This is a genomic window from Paraburkholderia sp. RL17-373-BIF-A, assembly GCF_046030175.1.
Lineage (GTDB): Bacteria > Pseudomonadota > Gammaproteobacteria > Burkholderiales > Burkholderiaceae > Paraburkholderia.
The window spans coordinates 20,018-38,504 of the sequence record NZ_JARESO010000069.1 but is presented as its reverse complement, the minus strand read 5'-3'; the positions used below and the strand labels follow the sequence as shown (position 1 = coordinate 38,504).

Annotated in this window: 16 protein-coding genes and 1 pseudogene; 13 read left to right on the top strand and 4 right to left on the bottom strand. The window is 61.1% G+C overall.

Annotated elements, in window-relative coordinates; all coding sequences use genetic code 11:
* Positions 1–463: 463 nt before the first annotated feature.
* Together P0D80_RS42320 and P0D80_RS42315 are read left to right on the top strand one after the other, a co-directional pair.
* The gene (locus tag P0D80_RS42320; protein WP_408292684.1) at positions 464–958 is read left to right on the top strand and encodes a YciE/YciF ferroxidase family protein; all 495 of its coding nucleotides are present in this window, start codon (positions 464–466) and stop codon (positions 956–958) included.
* Between the two features lie 945 nt (positions 959–1,903).
* Entirely contained in the window at positions 1,904–2,833 is a 930-nt protein-coding gene (locus tag P0D80_RS42315; protein WP_408292692.1) for a glycosyltransferase family 2 protein, read from the top strand.
* Between the two features lie 417 nt (positions 2,834–3,250).
* Here P0D80_RS42315 and P0D80_RS42310 read toward each other — a convergent pair.
* Positions 3,251–3,310 (bottom strand): annotated as a pseudogene (locus P0D80_RS42310) (hypothetical protein); the annotation flags it as partial.
* Positions 3,311–3,682: 372 nt separating this feature from the next.
* Here P0D80_RS42310 and P0D80_RS42305 point away from each other — a divergent pair.
* From P0D80_RS42305 to P0D80_RS42295, 3 genes are all read left to right on the top strand, one after another.
* Positions 3,683–3,856: a winged helix-turn-helix domain-containing protein gene (locus tag P0D80_RS42305; RefSeq protein WP_408292690.1), complete on the top strand. Its 174-nt coding sequence runs from the start codon at positions 3,683–3,685 to the stop codon at positions 3,854–3,856.
* A 245-nt stretch (positions 3,857–4,101) separates the two neighbouring features.
* Positions 4,102–4,602, top strand: a complete 501-nt coding sequence (locus P0D80_RS42300; RefSeq protein ID WP_408292682.1) for a winged helix-turn-helix domain-containing protein — start codon at positions 4,102–4,104, stop codon at positions 4,600–4,602.
* Positions 4,526–4,888, top strand: a complete 363-nt coding sequence (locus P0D80_RS42295; RefSeq protein WP_408292694.1) for a hypothetical protein — start codon at positions 4,526–4,528, stop codon at positions 4,886–4,888. Before P0D80_RS42300 ends, P0D80_RS42295 begins: the two co-directional genes overlap by 77 nt.
* Positions 4,889–5,017: 129 nt before the next feature.
* Here P0D80_RS42295 and P0D80_RS42290 read toward each other — a convergent pair whose 3' ends face one another.
* The gene (locus P0D80_RS42290; protein WP_132380344.1) at positions 5,018–5,215 is read right to left on the bottom strand and encodes a hypothetical protein; all 198 of its coding nucleotides are present in this window, start codon (positions 5,213–5,215) and stop codon (positions 5,018–5,020) included.
* A gap of 806 nt (positions 5,216–6,021) precedes the next feature.
* On the opposite strand from P0D80_RS42290, the gene P0D80_RS42285 reads away from it, so the two are divergent.
* Positions 6,022–6,291, top strand: a complete 270-nt coding sequence (locus P0D80_RS42285) for a hypothetical protein (protein WP_408292679.1) — start codon at positions 6,022–6,024, stop codon at positions 6,289–6,291.
* Positions 6,292–7,589: 1,298 nt separating this feature from the next.
* Here P0D80_RS42285 and P0D80_RS42280 read toward each other — a convergent pair.
* Positions 7,590–7,748 carry a hypothetical protein gene (locus P0D80_RS42280; protein WP_408292677.1) on the bottom strand — a complete coding sequence of 53 codons (159 nt, stop codon included), beginning with the start codon at positions 7,746–7,748 and terminating at the stop codon, positions 7,590–7,592.
* A gap of 21 nt (positions 7,749–7,769) precedes the next feature.
* Between P0D80_RS42280 and coxB the strand changes: the two genes are divergently transcribed.
* The 7 genes from coxB to P0D80_RS42245 all read left to right on the top strand — a co-directional run bounded on the left by coxB (position 7,770) and on the right by P0D80_RS42245 (position 15,577).
* The gene (gene coxB / locus P0D80_RS42275) at positions 7,770–8,699 is read left to right on the top strand and encodes a cytochrome c oxidase subunit II (protein WP_408292675.1); all 930 of its coding nucleotides are present in this window, start codon (positions 7,770–7,772) and stop codon (positions 8,697–8,699) included.
* Positions 8,696–10,642, top strand: a complete 1,947-nt coding sequence (gene ctaD / locus P0D80_RS42270) for a cytochrome c oxidase subunit I (RefSeq protein ID WP_408292673.1) — start codon at positions 8,696–8,698, stop codon at positions 10,640–10,642. The genes coxB and ctaD overlap by 4 nt, the downstream gene beginning before the upstream one ends.
* Positions 10,639–11,289, top strand: coding sequence for a cytochrome c oxidase subunit 3 (locus tag P0D80_RS42265; protein ID WP_408292671.1), 651 nt, complete (start codon positions 10,639–10,641; stop codon positions 11,287–11,289). The genes ctaD and P0D80_RS42265 overlap by 4 nt, the downstream gene beginning before the upstream one ends.
* A gap of 11 nt (positions 11,290–11,300) precedes the next feature.
* On the top strand, positions 11,301–11,633 hold the full coding sequence (locus tag P0D80_RS42260) for a hypothetical protein (RefSeq protein ID WP_408292669.1): 333 nt from the start codon (positions 11,301–11,303) through the stop codon (positions 11,631–11,633).
* Complete coding sequence (locus P0D80_RS42255) at positions 11,606–12,583, top strand: cytochrome c oxidase assembly protein (RefSeq protein WP_408292667.1); 978 nt, start codon at positions 11,606–11,608, stop codon at positions 12,581–12,583. The genes P0D80_RS42260 and P0D80_RS42255 overlap by 28 nt, the downstream gene beginning before the upstream one ends.
* Positions 12,583–13,878 (top strand): c-type cytochrome, encoded by a 1,296-nt coding sequence (locus tag P0D80_RS42250; RefSeq protein ID WP_408292665.1) that lies wholly within the window; start codon positions 12,583–12,585, stop codon positions 13,876–13,878. The genes P0D80_RS42255 and P0D80_RS42250 overlap by 1 nt, the downstream gene beginning before the upstream one ends.
* Before the next feature lie 1,102 nt (positions 13,879–14,980).
* A complete protein-coding gene (locus tag P0D80_RS42245) occupies positions 14,981–15,577 on the top strand; it encodes a hemerythrin domain-containing protein (RefSeq protein WP_408292688.1) in 597 nt (198 codons plus the stop codon).
* Positions 15,578–15,617: 40 nt separating this feature from the next.
* Here P0D80_RS42245 and P0D80_RS42240 read toward each other — a convergent pair whose 3' ends face one another.
* Complete coding sequence (locus P0D80_RS42240; protein ID WP_408292663.1) at positions 15,618–17,924, bottom strand: FdhF/YdeP family oxidoreductase; 2,307 nt, start codon at positions 17,922–17,924, stop codon at positions 15,618–15,620.
* Positions 17,925–18,487: the final 563 nt, after the last annotated feature.

Below are 18,487 nucleotides of genomic sequence, written 5' to 3'. Positions count from 1 at the left end.
AATCGCTGTCCCGAGCACGCTGAGGACGAGATAGACAATGAGTGACAGGATTACGCCGGCGAAAATGGCACCCCATGACACACGAGGCAGGCCGGTTTGAGTGGCAAGAATCTGCATGATGGCGTCTCCCAGGTTGAAGGCTGTTCAAACGCGGTCTCAACAACTAAGAAATCCGAAGCTTCGACCGTGCAATAGCGACGCAACAGGCGTTCCCGGGAGACGCGGATAGGCGCAAACGGCGACAGGTTCAAGCTCCGCGCAAACGGACAGAAGCAGAAGTAATTCTCCAAGCGTACTGAAGCTCGCGGCTACTGCTCCGTTAAACAGAATTGCCGCCAAAGGATGCGGCGAATCGAGTGAGCGACGTATTGAGCGGCAAACACGGGCACGTAGTTTGCGGCCGTGACCATCACACCGCACTCGCCGGCAGGTGAGTCTCCCAAACTGACTCGAAGGAGTAGCCATGACTACGAAGACGCTGAAGGATTTGTTCATTCACTCGCTGTCCGATATTTACAGTGCCGAAAAACAGATGACGAAGTCGCTGCCCAAGATGGCGCGCGCGTCGACCAATCCGGGTCTCAGGTCAGCGTTCGAGATGCATCTGGAGGAAACGCGAGGTCAGATTGAGAGGATTGACCGTGTCGTCGAGGCTACCGGCATCAAGCTCAAGCGCATCAAGTGCGTTGCCATGGAGGGTCTCAACGAGGAAGGCCAGGAGCAGATTGACGAGATTGAAAAGGGCCCGCTGCTGGACACGGCGCTTATCGCAGCGGCGCAGAAAGTGGAACACTACGAAATTGCGGCATACGGCTCGCTGATTGCGCTGGCGAAACAGTTGGGTGAAACAGAGTCCGTCAAACTTCTGGCCGACACGTTGGAAGAAGAGAAAGCCACCGACCAGAAGCTGTCCCTGATTGCCGAGGAGAAATTGGCGGCAGAATCTCTCCGGCGGTAGTCCCGCTCTGCTTTCGCCAGAGGCGGACCGGCGCCGCGGCTACCCTGTCAGGCTGAGATTACCTTCTGATCGCATAACGGGGCGGCACGGTCTTGCACCGGCGAGCCGGATGAGTGCGGGATCTCACTGGCGGGCTCTGGCTTGTCATCGTCGTGTGCTACGGCGCGCGTGTGTCACGATTCTGCTCGCCGGGCCTGCCGCCCCCGTTGGGACTGGACATTGATCGGCCGGCGTTGTCACCGCCGGCGCCTGGAAGTTCGATGCCTTGGAACGTGCAACGCGCATGCCACGCGAGACCGTTCGACATGCCCATAAGAGACTGGCTGACTTGCCACGCACGCGCCGATGCTAGCGCCCGATCAAGTCAGGTCGCTCTGAGCCCGCCTGGAGTCGCATCCGGCGGCATGCAAAGCAAGCCCGACAGCGATTTCGCGCGCTCGGTACGCCGCGATGTCCAGCGCATCTCCTTTCGCGACGTGACCGCAGTGGCCCCTTCTTTCGAACACGAGACGCTGGTCCGGGCTCCGCTCCGTAACGCGGACGACCCATAGAAATTCGCCATCGCAATCTGCTACTACGTCCGACCTGACACACACGTCCGCCATCTCGATGATATGTACGCGCATGGCCCCCTCCCCTCGTTACCGCCGCGTCGTCCCCGCAATGCGCATCCGGCATGCCCGGGACGCGCATCCGCGCGGTCGCAGGCGAACGGACCGAAGAGCATGGATGGCTGTAGCCGGAATAAATTGGCCAGACCGTCTATCTGGCCGCGGTGGATCGCCGCATATCAGATCCTCGCGAGAAGGCTGCAAAGAAAACGGGCTGTCCGCGTTACAGGTCATCGACTGGACTGAACGGGTCCGGCCGGAACCTCGGATCGAAGCGCAATGGCATCAACGGGCGCGTCACTTGCTATCTGGGGGACAAGCCAGAGGTTTTGCAATGAGAATAGACGCTCATTATCCAGACCGGTCAGTCGCGCATCGCATCTCGGTAGTCGTGCTGACGCATAACCGCGCGCAGGAAGTCATGCGCACCCTCTCGCGCCTTCTTGCGTTGCCGGAGCAGCCACAGGTGATCGTCGCGGACAATGCATCCAGCGACGACACCGTGGGGCTGATCAGAGCCATTCTGCCGGGTGTACGCATCGTGCAGTGCCCGTCAAATCTGGGCGCCGCGGGCCGCAATCAGGCCGTCGCCTGCGTATCGACTGACTATGTCGCCTTCTGCGACGACGACATGTGGTGGGAGGCCGGCTCCCTGGCACGGGCGGTTCGCGTGCTCGACGCCTCGCCGCGCGCTGCGGTGCTGAGCGCGCGCGTGCTGGTGGGCGAGTCGCTGGAACTGGACGAGACGTGCGTCCGAATGCGCAACAGCCCGCTGGAGAGCCGTGACCTGCCCGGCCCGCCCCTGACGGGCTACATCGCGGGTGCCTGCGTTTTCCGCACTGATGTGTTCCGCGCGGTCGGCGGATACGAGCCGCGCCTTTTTTTGGGTGGAGAAGAAGAACTGGTTGCGCTCGACCTCCTCGCTTCCGGCCACGCCATCGTCTATATGGACTCACTGGTGGTGCATCATCATCCGTCGCGGGCGCGCGACAGCCGCTTGAGGCGCCGGCTGCTGGCACGCAACGCAGCGTGGATTTCCTGGCTGCGTCTCCCGTTGCAAGATGCCTGTTCCGCGACCGGGCGAGCCTTTGCGCTTCTGTGGCGTGAAGGCACTTTCGCGCGTGATGCGTTCATGATGATGGGAGCGCTCCCGTGGGCATTGGCTCGCCGCCGGGTGGTCCCGCCTTCGGTACGTGCAATGCGTCGGCACGTCGATGCTGCCGAACAACGTCAAAAGAAAGTCGCCAGGCGCGCGGCGAACTGATGACTGGAGTTCTGGCCGTACTGACGGTCTCATCGGCGTTGACTCTCGTGCAAAGGTCTCGCCCTGCCCTGCTGGAAATCCACGTGGATCCTGCGGAGGCGATCTCGACGCCGAACCAGTTAAGAGTCTGATGTGACGTGAGCCTATTGAGCCCGTCTGCGAATCCAGCCGATTGGCGTCGCAGCGTTGCGTATATCTCTGCTTCCACGCGCAGCCACGGCAGGTCGTGGGTTGATGAAAACAGATCTGTGCAAACAAAGGCCTTGATCGGCGCGACTCGCAGCCTAAACAGAATGTGAAAGGTCTACGTGGTGCGACCAGCCCCGTGGCGCTGCACTTTACGGCGGCGGAGTCGGCCCAGCGCATGGCGATGTCGAGCAGTGAGTACGTCGATTCATGAAGCAGCTTCTGCGCGGTCTTCAGCCGTAGCTCGAGATAGAACTGCGACGGACTGACATTAAAATGCTTCAGCCACATCCGTTCGAACTGGCGCGGCGAAATGCCGACAAGCGAGGCGACCGCTTCATCGGAACCGGCCGCTCGATGTTCTGCTCCATCAGCGTAATGGCATTGACGATGCGCCGGTCTTCGACACCATATCGCCTATCCACAGTCACGGGGTAACGTTCTTAAGCTTTCCTTCAGGATCCTGCGATAGATTGGTCGCACACTATCAAGCATCGCTGATTGCAATTCGGCCGAACGCTAAGCCCTGCAGTAGTTGTGCGCGTGCATAAAAAATTGCGCGAGCTGACGCGACTAAACGAATACGACTCCAGGTCGCAGTTGAATGAAGAAGCCCTGAGCTGGCTCGTCAGCGCTGTCAAACATTCCCCAAAGCTGCATGGTATGGCAGCGAAGGCGTGGACTGTCGAGCAGGTGCGTAGCCTTATTTTGCAACGATTCGGAGTGAGCTATTCCGCATCGCACGTCGCCCATATAGTTCGGGAACGCGGACTCGCCTCCTGGGTGTGGAATACTCACGAGGCTATATCCGGGAGATTGCCATACATGCCGGTGTAGCCGATCTGATTACCAGGCGCCGGAATTGAGTCGCCTGGCCTAAGCTGCCATGGTGAGGCGACAGCTGCCGGATCGTGCAAACGGAGAGGGAACGTCATATAGTTGTCGCCTGATCTGTCCAACGCCCCCTACCGGAGGCCACCGCCGATGTTGGCCGTAAGGAGCAGAGTAGCGGCCATTCCGGATGGCGCGGCAACCTGTCATGGCTCGCTGAGTAGGTATCACGTCAAAGGTATGGAGTTCGCATGTCCGCCTCCCACGACTTGAATAAGCCACCCTGGAGTACTCGAAGAAGCGCAGTTGCGTCCATGCTTGTGGCTGGAATACCCATGCCTGAGATAGCCCGTCGATTGCAACTGAGTCCTGCCACCGCTAGCCGGTATGAATCGCTCTTTGCCGTCGGCGGGGCCAAAGCCATCCTGCGGTTGAACGACGTTGGACGACGGTCTGTCCTCGATGTACGGGCGCTTAGTTGGCTCACGAGCGCGATCAAACATTCACCACGCCTACACGGGTTTGAAACTGATGTGTGGAACCGCGAGCAACTGCGCATCTTTGTCGAACGGGAGTTCGGTATCACCTATTCTCCCTCGCACTTGAACAGGATTGTCCGCGACCTCGGATTGTCTCATCGCCTGGCGATTGCCCCAGGGCGCCGAGGAGCGGAACGTGATCGACCGCCGGGCGCACGCGGATGCCCTGCGACTGCAACCGGCAAAGCGGGTGTCAACGGCGACGACGCCTGATGCGACAGCAGTGGTGGCAACGCCGGCGTCAGACAGCCAACGCGAACACATCAGCCTATGTGTGCCCGCGCGCCGCGAACGCCGCCTGCACTTCGGCAGTCGACGCTACGAATCCATGTGCGAACGTAGCAAAATGGCCGCATGGAGCCCTACAACGACCGGCCGGGGTCGCCCCATTTCGGTCTTCAATCTTCCGCGAGACGGTTATGCAACGCTCGGCCTCTTCGGCCATCTGGTGTCCGACGGCAGGCCAGGCCGCGCATTAACTTTATTCTTCAGTTGGTGAAATGCGTCGAACGGGACCAGGCCGGCAGCGGCCAAAAAACATAAGGGCCGGTAACCCAGCCCCTATGGCTGACTGTTATCCGGACTCGTGTCCTTGCTTTCTACGCCGCCGTCTGTCAACCGTCGACAATTATCCAGGCAACTTCATCGACACGTGGGCGGGGGCTGGGTCTGGTGTATTCAATAGACCGTCTATCCCGTTGATAACACGGTAGGCTTCAACGAGTGCTTTTTCCTTGTCTACATCGTGCCCGCCAACGACACGGGCCATATCGGTAGAGGAGAGATCCTTCTCCTGATGCAGGTCAGCGATAGTCACTGTGTTCATTTCGATTCACCTATTAAAAGTAGTTTGGCAACGAGAGCTGGTCTTAACTGAGCGACTGTGTTCTGCGCTCACCAAGTTACTAGTCACGATCTATGCCCAGCTCGCCTTCGGCACACAGTGAGGCGTAACTTCTTGTTTAAAAATAGTTTTTAACCCCGCCGCTTTTCCGAACCAGCGATTCGAGGCATCTCCATGTGGGCGCAATTCCAACACATGACAATCCTCTGTCGGCTATTTGTATACACAGGCAGGCGGCCCGTCCCCCGGCGGCATTTTCGACGGCGGTGGCAACGGCACTGCGTTGCCCGGAAAACGTCAGGAATGCTGAGTCGCAGACTCAGCCAGCATCATTGCCCCATAGTCGAACATGACAGTCACTTAATGGCGGCGACAATGACTACAGCGTGCAGGAAAGCGCATGCGGGAATTCCTGTGCTCATTTCATTTGACTGATCCGAAAGGACTCGCGGACGGGTTTGTTGGTGGTGCGGCGACAAAGCACGCGTCGTTGGCGTTTTCCGGCACAACTGCAATCTCAGAGAGATCCACACGAACGGCGGTCCTTGCAACGTACATAAAATCCTGCCTGCCGAAGGAGAATGCCAACGTTGTCGTGCTGCCTAACGATAAGCGGCAGGGGCTTATTTGGGCGTGGCCGCATCTTGCTGGCCGCCCACGGTTGGGGCGCGCATGCGAGCCAAAACCACGAAAGCCAGCGACTTCGTCCCAGCCCTCGGGCACGCGTGTTGCGACGACTACCATCATGGCGGAGGGAATACCGAACTACGATTGCGGAGGACACAATCATGAGACAAACCGTATTAGGCGTGTTCGATAAATATGCCGACGCGCGCTCGGCACAACGGACACTGGGCGAGGCTGGCGTTGCTCAAGCGGATATTGCTATCTACGCGATGTCAAATGACACACCGTTGAAAAGGAGCCGCGTGTTTATGCGCCGGGCAGCGGTGACGTACTTCATCACAACCCGGTCTTCGATCAACTCGAAAAATTGTTTGCACGACTCTTCAAAAGTGGCCAGTATCCAGCGGAAACGGAGGATTACAGAGAATTGATACGTCGCGGTGGAGCGATCGTCAGCGCAGACGTTTCCGAAATGCAAGTTGACCTTGCTCGCGATTTGATGCGCCGTGCCGGCGCAGCCGACATCGAGGAGCGCGCCAAGGTATGGCGAAATAATTCCGGGCTCTCGGAACAGGCGCTACGTGGGGATAGCTCAACGACCCGCGATTACTCCAGCCCCTACGAGCCGACTTCTGCGCAGCAACGCGAGACGATTGCACACGGTGGACACGCGGCGGACACGGCGCCTTCGCCAACAACGGAATATCTCGCCAGTCCGCACGACGCGTCGGTCCTTCCAGTCGCACCGAGGTCACCCACGAGCGAAGAGCCGGCGGCAGGCCGGACAGTAATACAGGGCACTCCCACCTCTTCGGTAGGGGCGAAGATGGTTGTCGGTGGGATGCAGCAGGTCGCGACGCGTACGGAGGGACTCGAATCAACTTCGTCCGTGGAAAACGGGGAGGAGTTATCGGGGGAACCCCGCGTCGGACACACGCGGACGCCCGAGGGCGCGCGCGCGAGTGTCAAATCAGCTGCGGCAGCATACTCATCAGATGACAGCACCGGTACAACAACAGAGCGCAAATCTGGGACAGGTCTTGTGGGCGAGCCCGACCCGGCGACTCCGCTGGACGACACCCCCTATGACGCTGAATTTCGCGCTGACTATGACGCCCACTACGCGAACACCGGTGCGTCATACGACGAATACCAGCGAGCCTACGCGCACGGAGCCACGCTCGGAAACGACGAGCGGTATCGCGGACATGACTGGCAACGGGTAGAAGCGAACGCTCGCGAGAATTGGGAGTCGCGCTACCCGGAAAGTGGATGGGAACGATTCAAGGCGGCCGTGCGGCACGGTTGGGACCGAGTTACAGGCGGCTAGTATTTTTATGCGACACCCCGGCGATGTGGGATCGGTGCAGGCGTCGGGCGTTGCGACACATCGGCTATGGGCGCAGTCGTTTCCTGCTGAATCTTGCATGTGAACTGCCCGATAGTCGGTGCCGCTGCCGTACTGAGAGCAAATCCCATGTGACGATGGGAGGAGATTGCCACCGCCGTGGGCGGTGAGTGCCGGCTCCACATTCACTGCGCCATCGATGTGGGATGTCGTCTCGCCGCCACGTTTAGAGGCTGCTACGCAGTCTGGGCTATTTCAAAAGGTGAGCGCGGCAGGGGTTCGCCATCCACGAATGCAGTGGCACCGTGAAAGCGAACGTTTTTTGGCGGGCGTTGTGCCGCGCTTTGGGTATGGCGATTGCTGCGGCAGCGCTGACCCCTGTCAGACTTCTACGTCGCCGAAGTAATGGAAAATCGCCCAGCCGATCAGGTACGGCCCGAAAAACTGGCTAGGACGGCAATCCTTCGTCCGGCTAAGCTCCGGCTTGCCATCGTCTTTTCCGGCAGCCTCGCGTTTCGCGCGAATGCCGAGCCTGCCCAAACCGCACTGCGCCCGGCAGGAGTGCAGGCCTCGCACATCCTCGCTCTGTGGAACGTCACGCTGACGGTGTGCTCGCTGGTCTTCGCGGCCGTTCTAATCGCGCTGCTGATCGCAGTGACCCGCGCCCCGCGCTCCAGCCGCGATACTCGCCCTGACCTCGAGTCGCTCGAACGTCCGGAAAAACGGCTGCGTCGCGTGGTCAGCGGCGCGTCAATTGCGTCCGTGGCCGTGCTGTTTTGCCTGCTGCTCGCCGACGTACTGACCGACCGGGCGTTGTCGCGCCTTCCGGTGGCGGACGCCGTTCATCTCGAAATGACCGGGCATCAATGGTGGTGGGAAGCGCGCTACGACGACGATACGCCAGGCCGCAGCTTCGCGGTCGCAAACGAGCTGCACGTGCCAGTGGGACGGCCTGTCATCGTATCGCTCAAGGCAGACGACGTGATCCACACCTTCTGGGTGCCGAACCTGCATGGTAAGAAGGACATGATTCCAGGCCGCACGTCGACGATCGAATTTCGGGCCGACCAACCGGGTACCTATCGCGGACAATGCGCCGAATTCTGCGGCCTGGAGCACGCATTGATGGCTCTCGACGTCGTCGCCGAGTCGCCTGCCCGATACGACGCGTGGGTCAGGCATCAGCGGGCGGTCGCGCCGCAGCCTGTCAACGGCCTTCAGGCGCAAGGTGAGCACCTCTTTACCGCCGGCGCCTGCGCCGGTTGTCATACGGTGCGAGGCACGTCCGCCCGCGGCGTCCTCGGGCCCGATCTCACGCACGTCATGAGCCGGCCGATGCTGGCGGCCGGAACATTTGAGAACACCCCTGCGAACATGGAGTCCTGGATCAAGGCACCGGGCAGCATGAAGCCCGGCACGACGATGCCCGCGAGCCAGTTTTCGGCGCAGGAACTTAAAGCCCTCGTCGCATGGCTCGGAACCCTCCAATGAGCGACCGTCATTCCTCGGACCGGCGTCCACAACATCTGGTGGACGGCCCCGCCGCCGGGGCGCGGGTCGTCGAAGCCCTGGCGCGCGCATGGAGCGATCCGCCCGGTTGGTTCGGCTGGCTCTGCGCGATCAACCACAAGACCATCGCCCGAAGATTCGTGATCACGACATTCGTCTTTTTTCTGCTGGGCGGCACGCTAGCACTGGCGATGCGGTTGCAACTCGCGCAGCCCGGCAATCGCCTGGTCGGCCCGGAAATGTACAACCAGCTCTTCACAATTCATGGCACGACGATGATGTTCCTGTTCGCCGTGCCGATCATGCAGGCCGTTGCCACATGGCTCGTGCCGCTGATGATTGGCGCGCGCAGCGTCGCGTTTCCACGGATGAACGCGTACGCATACTGGGTTTTCGTGTTCGGCGGACTGACGCTGTATGTTGCGTTTTTGCTGGGCGCGGGTCCCGACGCGGGCTGGTTCAGCTATGTGCCACTGGCAGGCCCCGACTATTCGACCGGCAAGGGCGTCGACATCTGGGCGCAGATGATCACCTTCACCGAGCTCTCGGCCCTGCTTGAAGCGGTCGTGCTTATTACGACAATCTTCAAGCTGCGCGCACCGGGCATGTCGCTCAATCGGATGCCGCTATTCGTGTGGGCCACGCTTGTCACGCAATTCATGGTGCTGTTCGCGATGCCGGCGGTGATGCTCGGCAGCACCGCGCTGATTCTCGACAGGCTGGTCGGCACGCACTTCTACAACGCGGCGCGCGGCGGCGATGTGCTGTTGTGGCAGCACCTGTTCTGGTTCTTCGGCCATCCCGAGGTGTACCTGATTTTTATTCCACCGCTTGGAATCCTTTCGTCGATCATTCCAGTCTTTGCCCGCCGCCCCATTTTCGGCTACCCCGCGATGGTGCTCGCACTGATCATGACGGCGTTCCTCGCCTTCGGGCTATGGGTGCATCACATGTTCGCGACGAGCATTCCGGCACTCGGCAAGAGCTTCTTTACCGCCGCAAGTCTAATGATCGCGATCCCCTCAGGCGTGCAGATCTTCTGCTGGCTCGCGACCCTCTGGACCGGCCGCCTCAATCTGAAGACGCCGCTATGGTTCACGCTGGGGTTCTTCTTCATCCTCGTCCTCGGCGGCATGACCGGTGTGATGCTGAGTTCTGTCTCGCTCGATCTGCAGGTTCACGATACGTACTTCGTGGTTGCGCATCTGCATTATGTGCTGCTGGGCGGCGCAGTTTTTCCGCTATTCGGTGCGTTCTACTACTGGTTTCCCAAAGCGACCGGCCGCTTGATGAGTGAAACGCTGGGACGCATACAGTTCTGGCTGTTCTTCATCGGCTTCAATGTCACTTTCTTTCCGATGCATCTGCTGGGTCTGCACGGCATGCCGCGCCGTGTATGGACTTATCCGCACGGTATGGGCTGGGACAGCATGAATATGACGGCCACCATCGGCGCATGGACGCTCGGCTTAAGCGTGCTGATTTTCGTCGTCAATGTGATACGCAGCTACCGGTATGGTGAGCCTGCGGGCTCCGATCCCTGGGGGGCGGGCACACTCGAGTGGAGCACGACAAGTCCACCGCCGCCACACAATTTCGATGCTCTCCCCGTCGTCCACGGGCGCGATCCGCTTTGGGAACCAGGGGCGCAACCGGCCTATGTCAGCGGGCTTGCAGCCGAGTCGCGGGAAGTGCTGTCGACGACCGCGCTCGATGCGCTGCCCGATCTGCGTTTGCTCTTTCCGTCACCATCCATCTGGCCGTTCATCAGTGCGGTGGCAACCACCGTATTATTCATCGGCTCGATCTTTTCGCCGTGGGCGGTAGTGTGGGGATCGGTGCCGGTCGCGGTCGCGTTGATCGGCTGGTTCTGGCCGACCCGCGCCCAGAACCGGCGAGCGGTCCAACTGGAGCAACGGCCGTGACGGAGCTTCGCAGGGTTCCTCAGCAAGCGGCATCCGACGGCAATGGCGCGTCCCCCGCGTTGATGCTCGATGTGCGCCACTTGCCGAGCTTCGGCTTCGGACATCGCAGCCTGATGTGGTGGAGCACCGTGTGCCTGATGCTGATCGAGGGCACGGTGTTCGCCATCGCCGCAATGACGTATTTCTACCTTCGCAGCCTGACCGTGCACTGGCCGCTCAACGCCGCGCCGCCGGCGCTCCTGTGGGGAAGCGCGAACACCGCGGTGCTGATGCTGAGCATGTGGCCAAATCAGCTTGCCAAACGCGCAGCCGACCGCCAGGATCGCGTCCGCTCGCGGCTATGGCTATCGGTGTGCCTGTTATTCGCCGTGGTGTTTCTGGTGCTGCGGGGCTTCGAATTCGCCGCACTGAACGTGAGCTGGTACGCCAACGCGTACGGCTCTGTCGTATGGCTGCTGCTCGGCCTGCATACGACCCACCTCATCACGGACACGGTGGATACCGCCGTGCTCGCGGTATTGTTATTTACCGGACCCTTTGAAGGAAAACGGTTTGTCGATGTGAGCGAGAACGCGCTGTACTGGTATTTCGTCGTGCTCAGCTGGTTACCGATCTACGCAGTGCTTTATCTCGCCCCACGGTTGTGATGGAGGTCGCTATGCGAACCTGGCTCGCGCTGCTTGGTGCGCCCTCGGCTGTACTGGCTGCGCTGAGCGCCGACTATGCACTGGTCACGCCGGCGTGTGCATGGCGCACGCTTTTGCCACTCGGCAGCGTGACCGGCACCGCCCTGCTGTTTTCGGTGGTTGCAACACTGCTTGCCTGGCAGCGCTGGCGCGAAGCCGGCGTGACCGCACCGGCGAGCGCGCCCGCCTTGCCGGCACGGCCCGCGATGCTGGCGTGCGCGGCAACGTGGGTCGGCATGATCTCGACTCTTTCACTCGTGGCAATGTGGATTCCGCAATGGCTGCTCTCCCCCTGCGTGCAGTGAGCATCCCGACGAACTGTCAGCGAGCGTTCGCGCTCCTGCTCGCCGCGACCTTCGTTCCGATTTTCGTGCAAGCGCACGTGCTGAGCGCCACCGAAGGGAGCGCGCCCGCCGTGCTGCGCTGGACGTTCGAGCCGTGGATCGTCGCACTACTGGCCGTGAGTCTCGCCCTGTATGTAGCCGGCTACCTGCGTCTGCGCACACGCAGCAAACGTAGCCGCGGTATTCGCGCCCGTCAGCTTGCCGCCTTCTTACTCGGATGGCTCACGCTGGTAGCCGCGCTCGATTCGCCGCTCGATGCGCTGAGCGCCGCGCTCTTCTCGGCGCATATGATCCAGCACGAATTGATGATGCTCGTCGCCGCACCGCTTCTGGTACTCGGTCGGCCGCTCCCCGTCTGGCTCTGGGCATTTCCGCCGCCAGCACGGCGTGCGATAGCCGCCGCGGTATGCGCGCAACCGTTGCGCGGCCTCTGGAAGATGCTGCGTTTACCGGTCGTAGCGTGGCTGCTGCATGCGACCGCGCTGTGGGCGTGGCATATGCCGCGGCTCTTCGATGCGGCGCTGGCCTCGCCGGGCATTCACACCCTTCAGCACGCCAGCTTTCTGCTGAGTGCGCTGCTGTTCTGGTGGGTCGTCTTTGGCGAAGGCGCCCGCCGCCATCAAAGCGGCTACGCGATGTTGTCACTGTTCACGACCATGGTGCACACCGGCGCCCTTGGCGCGTTGCTGACGCTCGCGCCCGGGCTCTGGTATCCCGCGTATATGGGACCCACATCGGCGCTCGGTTTCGATCCGCTGCAGGATCAGCAACTTGGCGGGCTCGTCATGTGGGTGCCGGGCGGTCTCGCGTATCTGATTGCGGCGCTCGCAACCGGCGCTCGCTGGCTGCTGCATCGTGCGCCTGGCACACTTATGCCGGACGCGCTCGCCGCGCCCCGGGACGGTACTTGATGATGCGGCGCTCCAAACTAACAACGATGGCGAGCGCGGCGGCCCTCTTCGTGGTGCTTGCGCCATGCGTTTGGTGTCAGCCGTCGGGCGCGGTGGATGCCGCGCTCGTCGCGCGCGGCGAATACCTCGCGAAAGCCGCCGATTGCGCGGGATGCCACACAGCCGTCGGCGGTCCTGCGTATGGAGGCGGCCTCGGCCTCACTTCACCGTTCGGCACCATCATGAGCAGCAACATCACGCCGGATCGCCACTATGGGATCGGCGCATACAGCTATCAGGATTTTGAGCGGTCCGTGCGCGAGGGTATATCACCTGGTAACAAGCGGCTCTACCCGGCCATGCCGTATGCTTCGTTTTCGAAAATGTCCGCCGATGACATGCGCGCGCTTTACGCGTACTTCATGCACGGCGTGAAACCCGTCTCACACCCCGCGCCACCCACCAAGATTCCTTTTCCGTTCAATCAGCGCTGGGTGCTCTATTTCTGGCAACTCGCGTTCGCACCGAAAGAGCCCTACCAGCCGAAGCCAGGACGCGACGCCCACTGGAACCGTGGTGCCCTCCTCGTTCAAGGTCCCGGCCATTGCGGCGCATGCCATACGCCTCGCGGCCTCGGTTTCCAGGAGCGGGGCTACGACGAATCGTCGCCTACGTATCTGACTGGCGGCGTTAACGACAACTGGTTTGCGCCAAACCTTACGGGCGACCCGGGCTCGGGGCTCGGACGCATCGGCGAAAGCGATCTCGCTGCTTTTCTGAAGACGGGCCACGGCGCGGGGCTGGTGGCATTTGGCTCAATGGTCGAGCAGGTCGAAGACAGCACACAATATCTGACCGATGAAGATGCGCTGGCTATGGCGCATTATCTGAAGTCGCTGCCGGCGCAAAAACTGTCGGGACGCTACGATCCGGTCGCACAACCGGACTTACCTACGCGCAATGGCAATCGCGTCGACGCGCCGCAATCGGTTGGTGCGCGGGTCTATAGCTCGTTCTGCGCCCAGTGCCACGGCGTGGAAGGCGCGGGCGTGCCCAACGTGTTTCCGCGGCTCGCGGGCAATCCGGCAGTGATCACGGAGGACACGACCTCGCTGATCCGCCTGTTGGTGGAAGGCGGCAACAGCCCGGCGACCATCAGTGGACCTCCGCGGCAGTCGATGCCCGGCTTTTCTCAAACGCTAACGAACGCGCAGATGGCGTCTGCACTCTCGTGGATTCGTGCTTCATGGGGTAACGACGCCCGGCCGGTTACCGCAAATGACATCCAGTCGCTGCGTGAGAAACTGCACAAATGACGCGGCGGATGAAGGCGGTACGGGAAGTGCGCCAACCGGCGGGACCGACTTGCGTCAGGCGTCACGAATACCAGCCCTGCGCTGATACCTCGGGGACCGGCCATCAAGACGTTTCTTGAAACAGTACGAATCCGTCTTGTTCAGCTACGGTCCATAGGCGGAATTTGACGGGACCCATGCTTCCCGTACAGTTCGACGGTGCGGCGACTGTTCACGTGTCTGCCGAGCCACAGCGCCAACCCAGGCTGTCCTGCGTGATTTTCCAGGTTGCGCGAGAATCGCGCTGCCCACGCCATCGACAGCATCGGCGCCAGGCCAGCACAACAACACCTCAAGGCAATACCCTCGCCTCGCGGACCGAATGCGCCACATCCGAGCGGCATCCCGCAACCCGTTCTCACCGCGAGAAGGCGCGCGCTCCAGTGCCACGTCCAGAACTGAAGAGCGGCTCTGTCCGCCACTTCCGGTGAAAAATCCAAGCGTGGCGCTCAATCGGTCCAGCAGCGTCCGCGCGTCGGTCGAGCACGGGTCCTCGCGGTTGATAAGGATTGTCGAAAACATCATGGGGCCTCGCCTACTTTTCCATCGCATGCGAAGGAGAGTCAGCAAGCAGTTTCTTGCCACGCACTGGTGCCGCTGGCGACGCGGCGAAAAAAAGGCTCGCCGACTGGCGAGCCAAACGAACAACAACCATGGCCTCCCCGGAGGCACAGCCATATCAGCATTCCCCGTGCCGGCGCACCCGCGAAAGCGCGGAAAGGAGCGCGTTTCCTCCAACGCAGTGGCGCTCCTGCACTCGAGCCGCAGCGACAGCTACGACGCCCAGGCACCGGCCGCGATGCAAGAGCACCGTGCGGTCGCGAAATCATGCGGGCGGGCCAGGTTTAACGTGCCGCGCGGCAATTGCACGGCGAGCCACACCATGCACTATTTTCGCCAACTTCGCAGATCGCCTCTGCGCGCAGGCCGGTCCGGCGCTCCTGCGTTAACGAGGCGATGGTCACGGACCGAGTCCGACGCGCAGGTATGGGAAATGCGCCATCTAGCGCAACCGCGCCTGCCGGCCGTCAGGCGCGCCGGCGCGTCATTCTGGAGAACTGTCATGCCCGATACAAATTCATCGATGTCGCCCACCATCACTTCGATGATCCGTCTGGACCATATGCATGTGCTCGCTGCGTTCCATCGCTATCACGCTGGCAGCCCCTGGTGGCGCAAACGCGCCATTGTCAATTCCGCCTGTGCCGCGCTGGAGATTCACGCGCAGCTGGAGGAAGAGGTCTTCTACCCAGCACTGGCCGGCGTACTCAATGAAGACGAAACGCTCGGTAAAAGCCGCCCTGAACATGACGAAATGCGCGCCACCATTAACAAGCTGCGCGCGACGGGCCCTGAAGATGCTGCCTACGACGCCCTGTTTCACGAACTGATGCGCGAGGTCATGCATCACATAGCCGACGAAGAAACGGTTCTACTGCCTGCAGCCGAGCGCGCGTTGAAGAGCCAGTTGCGCCCCCTGGGCGCGCGCATGACACGGCGCCGACTTCAACTTGTGGGCGAGCGTCCGCGCGAGATTGCCGTGAACACAGCTGGTACATTCCCGATCGCCACGCTCCTGCTCGGGTCATTGCTGGTGCTAGGCGTCACGCATTGCCTGCCGAAATCGAGAAAAACGCGCTACGGGAGTAAAAGCATTTGATAAGGCGAATTGGCCGGCCTATTCGGCCGGCCAATTTCTCTCACACAGCCGGCTGCCTGCCTGGCTTGTCGACGATTTTCACTGGAATGGACTTCGCGGCGGGCACCTTGCTCTCCTCTGCGCAATGCCACAGCGGCAGTAGGGGGTTGCATTCCGGGTAATAGGCGGCAATGCATCCTCGGGGGATGTCGTAGGCCATCACAGTCAGGCCGCTGACGCGCCGGTCAACGCCATCATTCGCGATGGTCTCCAAGCCGATCATGTCGCCCTCCGAAAGACTGCTCGCGGCGATATCGTCTTTATTCATCAGCACGACCATCCGGTTTCCTTTCACGCCGCGAAAGCGATCGTCGAGGCTGTAAATAGTGGTATTGAACTGACTGTCCGAGCGCAATGTCATGAGCCGCAGCGCGTCTGTTCCCCGCTCGGGCATATCGGGATCCTCGCCGAGCTCTTTCGGCACGAGGAATTCCGCCCTGCCGCTCTTTGTTTGCCATTGTCGCTCGCGTGCGGGAAGAGGCTTTGGAAATCCGCCAGGCGTCCACATGCGCCGACTGAAATCATGAAATATCTCTGGGTACGTTTTTGCAATTTCATCGCGCACGACAGAGTAGTCGTCTCGCCAGGCATTCCAATCGACCGCGAAGCGGTCTTCCAGCGTCGCCTTCGCAATGCCCGCGAGGATGAAGGGTTCGGAGCGGATATTCTCGCTGGGCGGCTCCGCCACGCCGTGAGAGCCGTGCACGCACGCCGTGCTGTCTTCCATTGAAACCGCCTGATCACCGCTTGCCTGCCGGTCGATCTCGATGCGGCTCAGGCACGGCAGGATGTAAGAGATCTCACCGTGTATGAGTTGGCTGCGATTGAGCTTTGTCGCCACGTTCACGTTCAATCGCAGACTCCGCCATGCCGGCTCGATACGATTCCGGTCAGGCCCGGAACGTACGAGATTGCCTCCCAGATTGAAAACGGCCTTGACCTCTCCTTTGATCATCGCTTCGAACGCCTCGACGGTATTAAGGCCTTTTGTGCGCGGCGGCTCAAAGGAGAACTGACTGGCCAGCTTATCGAGAGGTGCCAGTTCGGGTTTCTCTGTAATGCCAACGGTACGCTGCCCCTGCACGTTGGAGTGCCCACGCACAGGCGAAGGCCCGGCACCCGGCTTGCCGATATTGCCTCGCAGAAAGAGCAGGTTGCACACCATACGGACATTCTGCACGCCGAGCCTGTGCTGGGTCAGTCCCATACCGTAATGGATCATGACTGCATCCGCCTTCATGTACTCGTCGGCCGCGGCTTCTATCGCCTCGCGCGTCAGCCCACTGACTTTTTCGATGTCCGTCCACGACGCCTCGCGCGCGCAGTTCGCAAATGCATCGTAGCCGGCTGTGTGATCGCGGATGAAAGCAATGTCAATCGTGCGCGGCCGGCCTTGCTCGGCGGCCAGATCGTCGGCTGCAATCACGGCCTTGCAGATGCCGAGAATCGCCGCAGTGTCGCCGCCCGTCTTCACCTGGTGATACTGCGTGCTGATCCGCGTGTTCGCCGGCGTGAGCATCTGCGCGGGTGACTGCGGATTGGCGAACCGTATGAGCCCGGGCTCGCGAAGGGGATTGAACGTGATAATCGGCACGCCGCGTTTGCGCGCGTCCTGCAACTGGTGAAGCATGCGCGGACTATTGGTGCCGACGTTCTGGCCGAAAAAGAACATCAGATCCGTCTTTTCGAAGTCATCGAGCGTAATGGTTCCTACGCCCACCCCGATAGCTTCCTTCAGCCCGACGCTGGTGCTTTCGTGGCACATATTCGAACTGTCGGGGAGATTGTTCGTGCCGTACATGCGCGCGAACAGCTGATACATGTACGACGTTTCGAGCGACGCGCGGCCAGAAGCATAGAACACCACACTGTTGGGGGCCAGGCCATTCAATTCGCGGCCGATTTCATCGAACGCCTGCTGCCAGTCGACTTCGACGTATTTATCGGTGATGTGATCGTAGCGCAACGGAGCAGTGAGCCGCCCCGCTTCTTCCAGGTCGTGGTCATGCCAGGACAATAGTTCCTTCACGGTATGCAGGCGGAAGAACTCCGGAGTCGTCCGCTTCGACGTCAGGTCCCACGCCGTTGCCTTGGCTCCGCTTTCGCAAAATTCGAAAACATGCGGGTCCGCTGGCTTGGCCCACGAACAGCTTACGCACATGAATCCGTCGGGCTTATTCTGCCTTGCGAGCACCGCGCTGCCTTTCGCGCCGACGTGCTCCCGCGCCAGAATCGTCGTCACCGCCTTCAGCGATCCCCACCCTCCGGATGCGTAAGGATAGGATGGTGTTGCGTCCTTTTCTTTCATCACTGTCTCCCAGCGAATACCGATGGAAGAGATCCGCACAAAGCATACCTGCGGGCAGAGCGCATCGTCGCCTGAACTTACAGAGCGAAAGACCTCGGTGTGCGAATTTGCCGGCTGTCGCGGCACCGCCTGTCCCTAACAGGTGCGTTTTTTCGAGCAGGATGCACGTGGGCTGTGGCCAACTCGGTCCGCAAATCTGAGCATCGGGCGCGGCCGGACGCGATGAGACCGCTCCGCGAACCAATGCAGACGTCGGGCGACCGCCGACCTCCGGTCTCCAGGCACGCGGTCAAAGATCAGCGAGACCGGACGCGGGGGGCAGCGGACGCACCATGCAGCCTCCCAAATCCCGACGATCCGGGGGCCAGCTCGTCAAACCCGTCTTCTGACTACTCACGAGGTCATTTGCGAAACGGCCGCGTATCCCCGTTCTTCCGGGCGCGGCCGGCGCCTGTTTTAATTGCTGATGGGACTGCGAATGGCCGAGGCCGCTGCTTCCGCCCGCTCGCGGAACGGACGTTGCTGGTGGAGCAGACGGAACCCGATATCCGGCCGCACGCTTC

Excerpts from the sequence above, each read along its gene's own strand:
- P0D80_RS42320 (WP_408292684.1), top strand. The coding sequence starts at position 464 with ATGACTACGAAGACGCTGAAGGATTTGTTCATTCACTCGCTGTCCGAT.
- P0D80_RS42315 (WP_408292692.1), top strand. The coding sequence starts at position 1,904 with ATGAGAATAGACGCTCATTATCCAGACCGGTCAGTCGCGCATCGCATC.
- P0D80_RS42305 (WP_408292690.1), top strand. The coding sequence starts at position 3,683 with ATGGCAGCGAAGGCGTGGACTGTCGAGCAGGTGCGTAGCCTTATTTTG.
- P0D80_RS42300 (WP_408292682.1), top strand. The coding sequence starts at position 4,102 with ATGTCCGCCTCCCACGACTTGAATAAGCCACCCTGGAGTACTCGAAGA.
- P0D80_RS42290 (WP_132380344.1), bottom strand. The coding sequence starts at position 5,215 with ATGAACACAGTGACTATCGCTGACCTGCATCAGGAGAAGGATCTCTCC.
- P0D80_RS42285 (WP_408292679.1), top strand. The coding sequence starts at position 6,022 with ATGAGACAAACCGTATTAGGCGTGTTCGATAAATATGCCGACGCGCGC.
- ctaD (WP_408292673.1), top strand. The coding sequence starts at position 8,696 with ATGAGCGACCGTCATTCCTCGGACCGGCGTCCACAACATCTGGTGGAC.
- P0D80_RS42260 (WP_408292669.1), top strand. The coding sequence starts at position 11,301 with ATGCGAACCTGGCTCGCGCTGCTTGGTGCGCCCTCGGCTGTACTGGCT.
- P0D80_RS42255 (WP_408292667.1), top strand. The coding sequence starts at position 11,606 with ATGGCTGCTCTCCCCCTGCGTGCAGTGAGCATCCCGACGAACTGTCAG.
- P0D80_RS42250 (WP_408292665.1), top strand. The coding sequence starts at position 12,583 with ATGATGCGGCGCTCCAAACTAACAACGATGGCGAGCGCGGCGGCCCTC.
- P0D80_RS42245 (WP_408292688.1), top strand. The coding sequence starts at position 14,981 with ATGCCCGATACAAATTCATCGATGTCGCCCACCATCACTTCGATGATC.
- P0D80_RS42240 (WP_408292663.1), bottom strand. The coding sequence starts at position 17,924 with ATGAAAGAAAAGGACGCAACACCATCCTATCCTTACGCATCCGGAGGG.